15 protein-coding genes are annotated in these 13562 nt (G+C 48.6%); 11 read left to right on the top strand and 4 right to left on the bottom strand.

The annotated features are described in order from the left end of the window. The first annotated feature begins 2 nt into the window (after positions 1–2). From astE to ves, 3 genes are all read left to right on the top strand, one after another. A complete protein-coding gene (gene astE / locus OGX98_RS09525) occupies positions 3–968 on the top strand; it encodes a succinylglutamate desuccinylase (protein WP_286595195.1) in 966 nt (321 codons plus the stop codon). 366 nt (positions 969–1334) lie between these two features. Beyond that, the gene (gene spy, locus OGX98_RS09520; RefSeq protein WP_136345519.1) at positions 1335–1820 is read left to right on the top strand and encodes an ATP-independent periplasmic protein-refolding chaperone Spy; all 486 of its coding nucleotides are present in this window, start codon (positions 1335–1337) and stop codon (positions 1818–1820) included. 342 nt (positions 1821–2162) lie between these two features. Continuing rightward, a complete protein-coding gene (gene ves, locus OGX98_RS09515; protein ID WP_045442055.1) occupies positions 2163–2738 on the top strand; it encodes an environmental stress-induced protein Ves in 576 nt (191 codons plus the stop codon). On the opposite strand, the gene cho is transcribed toward ves, so the two are convergent. Further along, positions 2698–3585, bottom strand: a complete 888-nt coding sequence (cho, locus tag OGX98_RS09510) for an excinuclease Cho (protein WP_286595194.1) — start codon at positions 3583–3585, stop codon at positions 2698–2700. The genes ves and cho overlap by 41 nt on opposite strands. Positions 3586–3724: 139 nt before the next feature. Continuing rightward, positions 3725–4555 carry an NAD(+) synthase gene (nadE, locus tag OGX98_RS09505; protein ID WP_045442061.1) on the bottom strand — a complete coding sequence of 277 codons (831 nt, stop codon included), beginning with the start codon at positions 4553–4555 and terminating at the stop codon, positions 3725–3727. A gap of 336 nt (positions 4556–4891) precedes the next feature. Between nadE and osmE the strand changes: the two genes are divergently transcribed. From osmE to cedA, 8 genes are all read left to right on the top strand, one after another. Further along, the gene (osmE, locus tag OGX98_RS09500; RefSeq protein WP_045442064.1) at positions 4892–5233 is read left to right on the top strand and encodes an osmotically-inducible lipoprotein OsmE; all 342 of its coding nucleotides are present in this window, start codon (positions 4892–4894) and stop codon (positions 5231–5233) included. Between the two features lie 298 nt (positions 5234–5531). Next, positions 5532–5852, top strand: coding sequence for a PTS N,N'-diacetylchitobiose transporter subunit IIB (gene chbB, locus OGX98_RS09495; RefSeq protein ID WP_003832547.1), 321 nt, complete (start codon positions 5532–5534; stop codon positions 5850–5852). Positions 5853–5938: 86 nt separating this feature from the next. After that, complete coding sequence (gene chbC, locus OGX98_RS09490) at positions 5939–7297, top strand: PTS N,N'-diacetylchitobiose transporter subunit IIC (RefSeq protein WP_286595193.1); 1359 nt, start codon at positions 5939–5941, stop codon at positions 7295–7297. 54 nt (positions 7298–7351) lie between these two features. Then, positions 7352–7699, top strand: a complete 348-nt coding sequence (gene chbA, locus OGX98_RS09485; protein WP_045442078.1) for a PTS N,N'-diacetylchitobiose transporter subunit IIA — start codon at positions 7352–7354, stop codon at positions 7697–7699. Positions 7700–7709: 10 nt separating this feature from the next. Beyond that, positions 7710–8552 (top strand): transcriptional regulator ChbR, encoded by an 843-nt coding sequence (chbR, locus tag OGX98_RS09480; RefSeq protein ID WP_136345518.1) that lies wholly within the window; start codon positions 7710–7712, stop codon positions 8550–8552. A 122-nt stretch (positions 8553–8674) separates the two neighbouring features. Further along, on the top strand, positions 8675–10030 hold the full coding sequence (locus OGX98_RS09475) for a 6-phospho-beta-glucosidase (RefSeq protein WP_045442082.1): 1356 nt from the start codon (positions 8675–8677) through the stop codon (positions 10028–10030). A 12-nt stretch (positions 10031–10042) separates the two neighbouring features. Next, positions 10043–10801 (top strand): chitin disaccharide deacetylase, encoded by a 759-nt coding sequence (gene chbG / locus OGX98_RS09470; RefSeq protein WP_045442084.1) that lies wholly within the window; start codon positions 10043–10045, stop codon positions 10799–10801. Positions 10802–10967: 166 nt separating this feature from the next. After that, positions 10968–11231 (top strand): cell division activator CedA, encoded by a 264-nt coding sequence (gene cedA / locus OGX98_RS09465; RefSeq protein WP_225760835.1) that lies wholly within the window; start codon positions 10968–10970, stop codon positions 11229–11231. Between the two features lie 64 nt (positions 11232–11295). Here the strand turns inward: cedA and tcyP are convergent, their stop codons facing one another. Both tcyP and OGX98_RS09455 read right to left on the bottom strand, forming a co-directional pair. Further along, positions 11296–12687, bottom strand: a complete 1392-nt coding sequence (tcyP, locus tag OGX98_RS09460) for a cystine/sulfocysteine:cation symporter (RefSeq protein ID WP_048221597.1) — start codon at positions 12685–12687, stop codon at positions 11296–11298. Positions 12688–12822: 135 nt separating this feature from the next. Then, positions 12823–13422 (bottom strand): metal-dependent hydrolase, encoded by a 600-nt coding sequence (locus tag OGX98_RS09455; RefSeq protein WP_136345517.1) that lies wholly within the window; start codon positions 13420–13422, stop codon positions 12823–12825. Positions 13423–13562 lie beyond the last annotated feature (140 nt).

Genomic DNA, 13562 nt, shown 5'->3' with positions numbered 1-13562 from the left:
TTATGGAAAATTTTCTTGCCCTGACGCTCGCGGGTACTGCGCCGGATGCTATCCAGGGTAAAGCACATGGTTTTAACTGGCAGTGGCGCGGACATGGCATTCTGGAACTTACGCCTCTTGCTCCGGTTGAACGTTCGCTGGTGCTTTCCGCTGGTATACATGGCAATGAAACTGCACCGGTAGAAATGCTTGATGTGTTGTTGTCAGGATTGTTTAGCGGCAAGCTGACTTTAACCTGGCGAATGTTGGTGATACTGGGTAATCCGCAGGCGCTGACTGCGGGTAAGCGCTATTGTCATAGCGATCTGAACCGCATGTTTGGCGGTCGATGGCAGATATTTGCCGCAAGTGGTGAAACGCTGCGAGCCCGTGAGCTGGAGCTGTGTCTGGAGGATTTTTATTCACGTGCAACAGAGACGGTGCGTTGGCATCTGGATCTCCATACCGCTATTCGTGGTTCACATCATCTGCGCTTCGGTGTATTGCCGCAGCGCAACGTGCCGTGGGACGAAGGGTTTCTGTCCTGGTTGGGGGATGCGGGGCTGGAGGCGCTGGTTTTCCATCAGGCGCCGGGCGGAACGTTCACTCACTTTAGCGGGGAGCATTTTGGTGCGCTGGCTTGTACGCTGGAACTGGGTAAAGCATTGCCGTTTGGACAAAACGATCTAACTCAATTTGCGCAGACAGCAGATGCGCTGGCCTGTCTGCTGAAGGGGGAATGTGGTGGTGCAGAGGACACATTCCCGGTGCGCTATCGCGTGGTGTCGCAAATTACACGGCGTAGCGACGATTTTATTTTGCATATGGATAACCAGACGCTGAACTTTACGCCATTCAGGGAGGGGACGTTGCTGGCACAGGATGGCGATGAGCGTTTTATTGTCACCCACGATGTTGAATATGTTCTCTTTCCAAACCCCAATGTGGCTTGTGGCTTACGTGCCGGGTTGATGCTGGAAAGGTTGTGACTGAAATATTTGCCCCAGGAACCAGATAATCAGGTAACTGGGGTAAGCCAGAGCAGATACAAAAATATAATTTGGAAGATAAAGGATATATTACAGATTATTCCTGGTAAGTTGCTTTCTTAATAATCAGAGTTCAGGTATAGTTCTTCATAATCCTTTCAAAATCATCTTGTTGTAATTTTTTATTTCAACTCTCCGCAATTTATTCTTTTTTTCTTCATAATTGATGAAAGTTTGTTTTTTACACTTTCATTGTTTTACCGTTGCTCTGATTAATTGACGCTAAAGCCGGTAAAGTTAATCTCGTCAACACGACATCACCTTGCATGAGTGTCGTAAAAATAACTGAAAGGAAGGACAGAAATTATGCGTAAACTGACTGCTTTGTTTGTTGCCTCTACCCTGGCGCTGGGCGCCGCGAACCTGGCACATGCTGCTGATACCACAACTGCTGCACCGGCAACTGCCAAACCTATGATGCACCACAACGGTAAGTTTGGCCCACATCACGACATGATGTTTAAAGACCTCAATCTGACCGATGCACAGAAACAACAGATCCGCGACATTATGAAAGGTCAGCGCGATCAGATGAAACGTCCGCCGCTGGAAGAACGCCGTGCAATGCACGATATCATCGCCAGCGATAGCTTCGATAAAGCGAAAGCTGAAGCGCAAATTGCGAAGATGGAAGAACAGCGTAAAGCCAACATGCTGGCGCACATGGAAACCCAGAACAAGATCTACAACATTCTGACGCCGGAACAGAAAAAACAGTTTAATGCCAATTTTGAGAAGCGTCTGACAGAACGTGAAGCGCAGAAAGGTAAAATGCCAAAGGCTGCTGAGTAATCGATCAGCGTCTACACTAAATCATTCGCGTTGTGTCTGATACGGCGCGAATAAAAACTCAAGACCGCCGGTCTTGTCCACAACACGTTTAACGAGGTGGGCAGGATCGGCGGTTTTTTCTTTACTGCCTATTGCACCTCGCAACCGACACGCTATTCTCCTGAAGCCCGCGAAAATTCTACCTGGATCAGCGCGTTAATCTTTTTTGCAAAACGCCAGGTTCATCGCTAAGGCAAATCAACTCTGCTGCCGATAACAACAATGTGCAGGGTGAATGATAACTACGATGATTAGGGTGCCTGTGTGCGGCATACTGGCGTACTGCGCCTTTCTGGAGAGATGATGGAATACTTTGATATCCGCAAAATGCCGGTCAATCTTTGGCGTAATGGTGCGGGAGAAACGCGTGAGATTTGTTGTTTTCCGCCTGCAACACGTGATTTCCACTGGCGGGCGAGTATTGCCTCTATTGCCGCGAACGGCGAATTTTCACTTTTCCCAGGGGTCGAACGCGTGATTACGCTGCTGGAAGGGGGGGAAGTCACTCTGGAAGGCGTGAATGCTTTCACGCATACGCTCAAGCAGCATCAACCGTTTACCTTCGCGGGGGACAGGGTGGTAAAAGCCAGGCTGACAGAGGGACAGATGTCGATGGATTTCAATATCATGACGCGTCGTGATGTCTGTCAGGCGAAAGTCAGAGTTGCTGATCGTACTTTTACAACCTTTGGTTCGCGTGGCGGCGTGGTGTTTGTGATTAGCGGAGCCTGGCAACTGGGAGATAAATTGCTGACAGTTGACCAGGGCGCATGCTGGCACGATGGCAAGCACACGTTGCGACTACTAAAAGCGGAAGGGAAGCTGTTATTTAGTGAGATTAACTGGATGCCGGGGCATTCTCCGGATCCAGTTCAATAATTTCATATTGCCCTGACATGACCGGCCGGCAGAGGATTTTATAACCATCATGATCAAAGCCGGCAGGCATGCGTGCCAGCGTTGTGGCCTCATCCAGTGTTGACACAGCGCCGAGCCACAGCCAGTTATTGATGATGTGGTACTGCGTCAGTTCCGCCGTGCTCTCTTTCAGTGCAATTGCACTTTTCCACGGCCAGCAGATTACGCGTACTCTTTCCAGCGCTTCCTGTAGTCGCAACTGATGCGCCTCGGGACTCTCCTTTCCGCAACATGCTCCGGCGCAGCGTTTAAGCGCTGAACGGAAGCAGGCTCGTCCGCGACTCAGCGGTTCCAGCCCGAGTAAACCGTAGCAAAGCTTCTGTTCATCAGCGAGGCTTTGCAGCGCCTGTAGCGCGGCGCGGCGATGAGCAAACAGGCCGAACAGATGGGGCGTTTGTGAGAAATCAACTTCGCGTGCATAGACAACTTGAACAGTTCGGTCGGTTAATTGCAGGGAACAGAGCTGGCGCGTACGCCGCAGTCGTTTGTTAAACAGGGGTTGTTGCTCTTTGATCAGCCGGGCTTCCAGCAGGAGCGCGCCGATTTCCCCGGCTGTACAAATCCAGGTAATACGTCGGGACTGGCGCAACATTGCCGCTTCGTCTGCTGTACGCAGATGCGATAACACCCGGCTGCGAATATTCACACTTTTGCCGATATAAAGCGGCATCGTATCGCTATCGCTGTGAAACAGATAAACGCCAGGTGCCGCTGGCAGCTCGCGCAGAAACGGGCGCAAGTGCTCGGGGTATTCATAGATTGCTGCTGGTTCAAACGAAAGACGAGGTGCTGATTGACGCCGTACCACTTGTGACTCCGGATGCTGGTTATTCATCCAGTGTAACAAAAGTGTTTCGCTCAAAAAAGAGGCTGGGATGATGTTTCCAGTTCTTGTGCCGGACAGGACATAAATTGTCGCTATCCGGCATCATGCTGGAAGAAGTGAGTTACGGCTTTTTCCAGAAGTCGTCAAACACCGTAATTGGTGGGCGACGTTTATGCTCTGTCTTCATATACCAGCCTTCGATTTTATTTGCCACCGCGGCATCCAGTGTTTTCCCTTCCAGGTAATCATCGATGTTGTCGTACGTCACACCTAATGCGGCTTCATCAGGCAGAGAAGGACGATCGTCCTCGAGATCGGCGGTTGGTGCTTTCTGATAGAGATGCTCAGGGCAACCCAGCGCGGCAAGAAGCTGTTTCCCCTGACGCTTGTTGAGGCGGAAAATAGGGTTAATGTCGGTGCCGCCATCGCCATATTTGGTGAAGAATCCGGTGATAGCTTCTGCCGCGTGATCGGTACCAACGACAACACCGCTGGTCATCCCGGCGATACTGTACTGTGCCTTCATACGTTCACGGGCTTTCTCATTACCTCGCACAAAATCACTTAGTTCGATACCCGCTTCACGTAATGCCTGCTCACTGGCAAGTACCGCGCCCTTTATATTAACGGTTAACACGCGATCCGGCTGGATGAATGCTATCGCATCCTGGCAGTCCTGTTCATCGGCCTGAACGCCGTAAGGCAGACGAACGGCAATAAACTGCAGTGCGTCGTTGCCGGTTTCTTCACGCAGTTCAGAAATCGCCATTTGGCATAATTTTCCGGCCAGGGTTGAGTCCTGGCCACCGCTAATCCCTAACACCAGTGATTTCAGAAAGGGGTAGGTTTGCAGGTACGATTTCAGAAAATCCACGCTGCGGCGAATTTCCTCTTCTGCATTAATGTGCGGTTTGGCGCCAAGCGCCTGGATTATCTCTTGTTGCAGAGTCATTTAACCCCCTCCGAAAAATAAAATGATCAAAAATAATGATGTGTTAAAGCTAACGCGTTGACGCCCAAACGACAAGGGATGCGGCCGGATATAACATCATTTTGTTTTAATAGAATTTTCCGAAAGGGCTTAAGTATCAACTGTCAGCTTGAAAAATGAGTTGTTGTGCTCCAGGCTTATATAACACGCTGAAATATACGGCATCATTCAAATCGTCTCTTTGCTGGCTGCCTTTGCTCACCTCAGTCACTTACTGATGTAAGCTCCTGAAGATTTGCTCAGTTGCCGCTTCGATGTATTTTGAATGATATTGTGTACCAACAAGAGGAAGAAAAAATGAACAAGAATCTAACAGGAATTCTGGGTGCAGCGGCGGTAATGACTATGCTGGCAGGTTGTACGGCCTACGACCGTACGAAAGACCAATTTGTCCAGCCCGTGGTGAAAGATGTGAAGAAAGGGATGAGCCGGGCGCAGGTTGCGCAGATTGCTGGTAAGCCTTCATCTGAAGTGAGCATGATTCATGCGCGTGGAACTTGTCAGACTTACATCCTGGGTCAACGAGATGGTAAAGCTGAGACCTATTTTGTTGCATTGGATGATACTGGACACGTGATTAATTCTGGCTATCAGACATGTGCAGAGTACGACACAGACCCACAGGCGGCGAAGAAGTAACAACTGTATATTGCCTGTGCGTTCTGGAGAACCGGCCATCGCGCCGGTTTTTTTGTCTCTAGCGATCTTAATTATTGTCGCGAATTATTTGCCCGAAATGTGAGGGGTGTCATAACGACAGGTCAAGGAGAAGCAATTTTGTTGGTCAAGGAAATACCATCCTCCAGTGCAATCCCGTATACTCATTTCAGCCACCTAAAAAAGTAATTTAGCTGACGCAAGTTACCCAGAGCATGGATGCAGGTTATGGCTTGCGGACTGTCTGGTTGACAGATAATCGCATATGAGGATCGTTTTTATGGAAAAGAAACACATTTATCTGTTTTGTTCTGCGGGCATGTCGACTTCCTTGCTAGTATCGAAAATGCGCGCGCAGGCTGAAAAATACGAAGTACCGGTTATTATTGAAGCGTTTCCTGAAACGCTGGCCGGAGAAAAAGGTCCCGTGGCCGATGTCGTTTTATTAGGCCCACAAATTGCTTATATGTTACCCGAAATTCAGCGTTTGTTACCAAACAAGCCTGTAGAAGTGATTGACTCGCTGTTGTATGGCAAAGTCGATGGTTTAGGCGTGCTTAAAGCTGCTGTTGCAGCAATTAAAAAAGCCGCAGCAAATTAATTATTTTATTTTAATTTTCCCGTCAAAGAGTTATTTCATTAACATTCACCGCAATTTTTTATTGCGGTATTTAAGGGTATTTTTCTATGAGTAACGGTATTGCTTCACTTGAAAAGGTACTCCTTCCTTTTGCTGTAAAAATTGGAAAGCAGCCACACGTTAATGCAATCAAAAACGGTTTTATTCGTTTAATGCCGTTAACCCTCGCAGGGGCCATGTTTGTATTAATAAATAACGTTTTCCTGAGCTTTGGGGAGGGGTCCTTTTTTTATTCAATGGGCATTCGGCTTGATGCTTCTACTATTGAGAGTCTCAATAGTTTAAAAGGCATTGGTGGAAACGTCTATAACGGTACGCTGGGTATTATGTCATTGATGGCGCCATTCTTTATAGGTATGGCGCTAGCGGAAGAACGCAAAGTCGATTCACTGGCGGCCGGACTGTTATCTGTTGCAGCATTTATGACCGTAACTCCATATAGCGTGGGCGAAGCCTATGCTGTTGGTGCAAACTGGTTGGGTGGTGCGAATATTATATCCGGTATTATTATCGGTTTGGTTGTCGCGGAAATGTTTACCTTTGTTGTCCGTCGTAATTGGGTGATTAAATTACCTGATAGCGTGCCGACATCCGTTTCGCGCTCATTCTCTGCATTGATACCGGGCTTTCTTATCCTCTCCGTTATGGGGATTATTGCCTGGGCGTTGACGACTTTCGGCACGAACTTCCACCAGATCATCATGGACTCAATTTCTACTCCGCTGGCATCACTGGGCAGCGTGGTGGGCTGGGCCTACGTGATTTTTGTCCCGCTGCTGTGGTTCTTTGGTATTCACGGTTCACTGGCGCTGACTGCGTTGGATAGCGGTATCATGACGCCATGGGCGCTGGAAAACATCGCGATTTACCAGCAGTTTGGTTCTGTCGACGCTGCACTGGAAGCCGGTAAAACGTTCCATGTCTGGGCAAAGCCAATGCTTGACTCCTATATTTTCCTTGGGGGTAGCGGAGCAACGCTGGGTCTGATTATTGCTATCTTCCTGGCATCCCGCCGTCCGGACTATCGTCAGGTGGCAAAACTGGCACTGCCGTCAGGCATCTTCCAGATTAACGAGCCTATCCTGTTCGGCCTGCCAATTATCATGAACCCGGTGATGTTTATCCCGTTCATTCTGGTTCAACCAATTCTGGCAGCGATTATGTTGGCCGCCTATTACACAGGCATTATTCCACCGGTTACCAATATTGCACCGTGGACCATGCCAACCGGGTTGGGTGCTTTCTTCAACACTAACGGCAGCGTCGCCGCGTTGTTAGTCGCACTGTTCAACCTTGGGATTGCAACGCTGGTGTATCTGCCTTTCGTGGTTGTTGCCAACAAAGCGCAGAACGTTATTGACCAGGAAGAAAGCGAAGAAGATATCGCTAACGCATTGAAATTCTAAATTTAATCCGGCATGTCTACCCGGGCATGCCGGACTGAACCAGAGGAAAAGAGTATGTTGGATATCGAAAACATCGTAGGTACGCCGTCAGAGGCTGAAGAGCTGGAAGAAGTGGTGATGGGACTTATCATCAATTCAGGTCAGGCCCGTAGTCTGGCATATGGCGCGCTCAAAATGGCCAAGCAGGGGGATTTTGAGTCGGCGAAGACGATGATGGAACAGTCTCGCATGGCGCTTAACGAAGCGCATCTCGTACAAACGAAACTGATTGAAGGCGATCAGGGTGAAGGTAAAATGAAGGTCAGCCTGGTTCTGGTTCACGCGCAAGATCATCTGATGACGTCAATGCTGGCGCGCGAACTGATTACAGAACTGATTGAGCTTCACGAGAAGCTGAAATAGTGAGGAGTGCATGATGCAACTACAGATTAACGCACCGGAAATCAAGACCGTCTATGAGCAGCAGCTTTTTAATGGCAAAAATTTCCATGTGTTTATCTATAACAAAACTGAGAGTATCAGTGGACTGCATCAGCACGATTACTACGAATTTACCCTGGTATTAACCGGGCGTTATTATCAGGAAATCAACGGGAAGCGCGTACTGCTCGAACGTGGAGATTTTGTTTTTATCCCTCTGGGATCGCATCACCAAAGTTTCTATGATTTCGGCGCGACACGGATCCTTAACGTCGGTATTAGTAAACGTTTTTTCGAACAGCATTATCATCCTTTATTACCGTTTTGTTTTGTTGCTTCACAGGTGTATCGGGCTAATAACTCATTTCTCACCTACATTGAAACGGTTATTGCATCGTTGAATTTTCGCGAGAGTGGTCTGGATGAATTTGTAGAAGTGGTCACCTTCTATATTATTAATCGGTTACGGCATCATCGTGAAGAGCAAGTGCTGGATGATATTCCACAATGGCTTAAAACCACCGTGGAGACTATGCATGACAAAAGGCAGTTTAGTGAAAACGCGCTGGAAAACATGGTTCGCCTGTCCGCAAAGTCTCAGGAGTATCTGACCCGCGCTACCCAGCGTTTTTACAGTAAAACACCTATGCAGATTATTAATGAAATCCGCATTAACTTTGCTAAGAAACAGCTGGAGATGACTAACTACTCGGTAACCGATATTGCATATGAGTCTGGTTACAGCAGTCCTAGCCTGTTTATTAAAACGTTTAAAAAACTGACGTCGTTTACACCTAATAGCTATCGAAAGAAATTAACTGAATTTAATCAGTAAATAATATTCATCAATTACTAATTTTAACGCTTGCCCTAAATAATGCCGGGACTGCCGCGTTATTCCTGACGAACGGGCAGGGCGTAATACACGTCAGTGTTTTTACACTGAAGGGAGAAATTATGAATCAGAAATTAAAAGTCGTCACTATTGGTGGCGGAAGTAGCTACACCCCTGAGTTACTTGAAGGCTTTATTAAGCGTTATCATGAATTGCCGGTTTCTGAACTGTGGCTGGTGGATGTCGATGGTGGAAAAGAGAAGCTGGATATTATTTTTGACCTGTGCCAGCGAATGATCGACAAAGCTGGCGTGCCGATGAAGCTGTATAAAACGCTGGATCGCCGTGAAGCCCTGAAAGACGCTGATTTTGTCACAACACAGCTGCGAGTTGGTCAGTTGAAAGCGCGCGAAAAGGATGAGCGAATTCCGTTAAGTCATGGTTATCTGGGACAGGAAACTAACGGTGCTGGCGGCCTGTTTAAAGGTTTACGTACTATTCCGGTCATTTTTGACATCGTGAAGGATGTGGAGGAACTGTGTCCGAACGCATGGGTGATTAACTTTACTAACCCGGCTGGGATGGTGACTGAAGCGGTTTATCGCCACACTAATTTCAAGAAATTTATTGGCGTGTGTAATATTCCCATCGGCATGAAAATGTTTATCAGCGATGTGCTGGCGCTGAAAGAGAGCGATGATTTATCCATCGATCTGTTTGGCCTGAATCATATGGTCTTTATTAAAGACGTACTGGTGAATGGGGAGTCGCGTTTTGATGAACTTCTGGACGGCGTGGCTTCTGGTCAGCTTAAAGCCTCTTCGGTGAAGAACATTTTCGATTTGCCGTTTAGCGAAGGACTGATTCGCTCACTGAAACTCTTACCTTGCTCTTACTTGCTGTATTACTTCAAGCCAAAAGAGATGTTGGCGATTGAAATGGGTGAATACTATAAGGGCGGTGCACGTGCTCAGGTGGTGCAGAAAGTCGAGAAACAGCTGTTTGAACTCTACAAAAACCCTGAGCTGAATGTTAAGCCGAAGGAGCTTGAGCAGCGCGGTGGGGCCTATTACTCCGATGCGGCTTGCGAAGTGATTAACGCCATCTACAACGACAAACAGACCGAGCACTATGTCAACATCCCTCATCATGGGCATGTCGATAATATTCCCGCAGACTGGGCGGTTGAAATGACCTGTACGTTGGGACGTAACGGTGCGACACCGCACCCGAGAATTACCCATTTTGACGAGAAAGTCCTCGGCCTTATCTATACCATTAAAGGCTTTGAAGTGGCGGCGAGTCAGGCGGCGCTGAGTGGTGAGATTAATGATGTGCTGTTGGCGCTAAACCTTAGTCCATTAGTACATTCTGACCATGATGCCGAGATTCTGGCTCGGGAATTAATTCTCGCACACGAGAAATGGCTGCCTAACTTTGCCGGTTGTATCGAGAAACTCAAAAGCGAACAACATTAATCGAGGTTGGCTATGGAACGCGTACTGATTGTTAATGCTGATGATTTTGGCCTGAGTAAAGGACAAAACTACGGCATTGTGGAAGCCTGTCGCAATGGTGTTGTGACCTCGACAACGGCGCTGGTCAATGGCGAAGCGATTAACCACGCGGAGCAGCTCAGCCGCGATTTACCCGAACTGGCTGTGGGAATGCACTTTGTTCTGACGCTGGGAAAACCGTTGACGCTTATGCCGGGGTTGACTCGTGACGGGCTTTTGGGGAAATGGATCTGGCAGATGGCTGAGGAAGATACTTTGCCGCTGGATGAAATTTCACAAGAGCTGACCGCTCAGTATCAGCGTTTTATTAACCTGTTTGGGCGGGAGCCGACGCATCTGGATAGTCACCACCATGTGCATATGTTCCCGCAGATCTTCCCAATCGTAGCTAATTTCGCTGCGCAACGGGGCATTGCGCTGCGTATTGATCGCCAGACGGTGATTCAGGCGTCTGACATACCGGTAACGTTGCGTACCACCCAGGGGTTCAGCAGCGAGTTTTATGGCGAAACTATCTCTGAGGCGCTGTTTTTACAGGCTCTGGATGCATCTGCTGAAAGAGGGGAGTCTTCGCTGGAAGTGATGTGTCATCCGGCCTTTATCGATAATATTATTCGGCAAAGCGCCTATTGTTACCCCCGTTTAACTGAACTCGATGTGCTGACGTCTTCGTCATTGAAATATGCTATTGCGGAGCGCGGTTATCGTCTTGGCAGTTTTCTGAACGTGTAATTCCTGAGTTTGCGGCGCTGAGATGCGCCGCACTTTTTTTGTCTATCATTCCAGCCTCAGCAGCCTGCCCGTAGTCCTCGATTTGCCATTATTTTAGCGAGCAAACTGTTTTTACAACGCCCGATAAGAAAATCAGCTAAGATAGCGCTTTTCAGTTTTTTAGAATTTGTCTTTAGTGAAGCAACTGATTATGAAACCTCTTCGCCAACAAAATCGTCCGGTTATCAGCTATGTTCCGCGTGTGGAGCCTGCACCACCTGAACATGCGATCAAAATGGATGCGTTTCGTGACGTATGGATACTGCGCGGGAAATATGTCGCTTTTGTCTTAATGGGGGAGGCGTTTCAACGGTCGCCTGCGTTTACAGTGCCGGAGTCGGCACAACGCTGGGCGAACCAGGTTCGCCAGGAAAATGAACTGATCGATTAACCGGACATAAAAAAACCGCCGGAGCATTACTCTCCGGCGGTTTTTTACATTTCAGGAATCAGGGTTAGCGGTGTGCCAGTTCGGCATTATCGTCGTTATCCAGAATCGTTTTATCGGTTTGCTTCAGCCATTGGCTGGTGAGCGTACCGGCGGTCATGGAACCGCTGACGTTCAACGCGGTACGGCCCATATCGATCAGTGGTTCAACGGAGATCAGCAGAGCGACCAGTGTCACCGGCAGGCCCATCGCAGGCAGCACAATCAGCGCGGCAAAGGTTGCGCCACCGCCCACACCAGCCACACCTGCGGAGCTGACGGTGACGATACCTACCAGCGTCGCAATCCATATTGGATCCAGCGGATTAATACCGACAGTCGGTGCAACCATCACGGCCAGCATGGCAGGATACAGGCCGGCACAACCGTTTTGCCCAATCGTTGCGCCAAAAGAAGCCGCAAAGCTGGCAATGGACTCCGGTACACCCAGACGACGAGTTTGTGCTTCAACGTTCAGCGGAATAGACGCGGCGCTGGAACGGCTGGTGAATGCGAAAGTCAGTACAGGCCAGACTTTACGGAAATATTTCAGTGGGCTAACACCGTTAATGCCCAGCAGGATACCGTGAACCACGAACATAATACCCAGGCCGAGATAAGAGGCCACGACAAAGCTACCGAGCTTAATGATGTCCTGCAGGTTTGAACCCGCAACGACTTTGGTCATCAGTGCCAGCACACCGTACGGCGTCAGTTGCATAACCAGACGAACCAGTTTCATCACCCAGCTTTGCAAGGTATCGATAGCGGTTAATACACGTTCGCCTTTCGGGGCATCATCTTTCAGCAGTTTAAGCGCTGCAACACCGAGGAATGCCGCGAAAATAACCACGCTGATAATCGAAGTCGGGTTAGCACCGGTCAGATCGGCAAACGGGTTTTTCGGGATGAACGACAGCACCAGTTGCGGAACGCTGAGGTCAGCGACTTTGCCAGCATAATTGGTTTCAATGGCGTTCAGACGTGCGGTTTCAGCACCGCCCTGCACCAGACCTTCTGCCGTCAGGCCGAACAGGTTGGTGACCAGCACCCCCACCAGAGCAGCTATCAGCGTGGTAAACAATAACGTTCCGATAGTCAGGAAGCTAATTTTACCCAGTTGGGAAGCGTTATGCAGACGTGCAACGGCGCTAAGGATAGAGGCAAACACCAGCGGCATAACAATCATTTGCAGTAGTTGGACATAGCCATTGCCGACAATGTTGAACCATTGTACGGAATCTTTCAGCACCTGGCTGTCAGAGCCGTAGATGGTGTGCAGGGCAAGGCCAAAAACCACGCCCATGACAAGACCAACCAGTACTTTTTTGGCCAGACTCCACTGTTTGTGACGGGTTTGCGCCAGCAGTAACAGCAGTATGGCGAACACGATAATGTTCGCGATTAATGGAAAGTTCATCCCCGTTCTCCTGATCTTTTTATATATATCACCGTGCTACAGTGATTCTGTTGGCGCAAGATTAGCAGAATCTGTGATGTGCCTCTTATATTCAAATGGAATTGTTTATTCCGAAATGACATTTTGGCTGAATTATTAATCAGCCTGGTGTTTTATAAACCGATTAAATTGCATTTGCAGCGTGTTAATCATCTGCGATGACCAGCGTACGGCACTATTCTCTGGCATTGTTTGTGGCATCCAGATAGACCATGCGAACAGCGCCATGCATAAAAAACGCTCCAGTTGATTACCTTTTTGCGGCACGAGGATCGGCAAGCGAAAGCGCCAACGGCAAGGCCAGAGCAGGGGAACACCAGCGGGCGTCAACATATCCGCCACAATGTGGCTGAGATAACCAAGTACCATCCCTTGTAACGCATCAGCCGGGATTATCCAGGTATCGGGTACTTTCAGATAAAATGTTGTCAACAGGGCAAAGACTGCCAGCAGGCTGTGTGTAAATCCACGGTGGCCAAACGCCCGGGCAATTGGTTTTGATATCCATTTCAGACGCTGACCAAGCAGAGATTTAGGATGATCAATATCGGGCAGCAGGCACGTCAAAATTGCTGAAGGAACAATATGCCACCAGTCACCCTGAGCGAGAACGGGCGTCAGCTCGGCATTTTTGGCAAATACCGCACAGGCTATAGAAAAAAGAAGGTGGCCTTCCGCCGTCATGATAAAACCCAATAAACTGTCAATTCATACAGTATAGGGGTTTTATACAGTAGGCGGAAGAGGTGACGTTGTAACCCTTTGTCACAATTATGCTCTCAGCGTGCGCTGGAACACGATCGACAATCTGCGGGCAATGCTGCCATTGCCCGTTG

The organism is Citrobacter sp. Cm046 (assembly GCF_030333065.1).
In the GTDB taxonomy this organism is placed as follows: Bacteria; Pseudomonadota; Gammaproteobacteria; order Enterobacterales; family Enterobacteriaceae; genus Citrobacter; species Citrobacter murliniae.
This window is presented reverse-complemented; position numbering and strand designations above follow the sequence as displayed.

What these genes read in the sequence shown, in the direction of transcription:
- astE (WP_286595195.1), top strand. Translation starts at nt 3, where the DNA reads ATGGAAAATTTTCTTGCCCTGACGCTCGCGGGTACTGCGCCGGATGCT.
- OGX98_RS09475 (WP_045442082.1), top strand. Translation starts at nt 8,675, where the DNA reads ATGAATCAGAAATTAAAAGTCGTCACTATTGGTGGCGGAAGTAGCTAC.
- nadE (WP_045442061.1), bottom strand. Translation starts at nt 4,555, where the DNA reads ATGACTCTGCAACAAGAGATAATCCAGGCGCTTGGCGCCAAACCGCAC.
- tcyP (WP_048221597.1), bottom strand. Translation starts at nt 12,687, where the DNA reads ATGAACTTTCCATTAATCGCGAACATTATCGTGTTCGCCATACTGCTG.
- chbC (WP_286595193.1), top strand. Translation starts at nt 5,939, where the DNA reads ATGAGTAACGGTATTGCTTCACTTGAAAAGGTACTCCTTCCTTTTGCT.
- spy (WP_136345519.1), top strand. Translation starts at nt 1,335, where the DNA reads ATGCGTAAACTGACTGCTTTGTTTGTTGCCTCTACCCTGGCGCTGGGC.
- chbR (WP_136345518.1), top strand. Translation starts at nt 7,710, where the DNA reads ATGATGCAACTACAGATTAACGCACCGGAAATCAAGACCGTCTATGAG.
- osmE (WP_045442064.1), top strand. Translation starts at nt 4,892, where the DNA reads ATGAACAAGAATCTAACAGGAATTCTGGGTGCAGCGGCGGTAATGACT.
- chbA (WP_045442078.1), top strand. Translation starts at nt 7,352, where the DNA reads ATGTTGGATATCGAAAACATCGTAGGTACGCCGTCAGAGGCTGAAGAG.
- chbG (WP_045442084.1), top strand. Translation starts at nt 10,043, where the DNA reads ATGGAACGCGTACTGATTGTTAATGCTGATGATTTTGGCCTGAGTAAA.
- chbB (WP_003832547.1), top strand. Translation starts at nt 5,532, where the DNA reads ATGGAAAAGAAACACATTTATCTGTTTTGTTCTGCGGGCATGTCGACT.
- ves (WP_045442055.1), top strand. Translation starts at nt 2,163, where the DNA reads ATGGAATACTTTGATATCCGCAAAATGCCGGTCAATCTTTGGCGTAAT.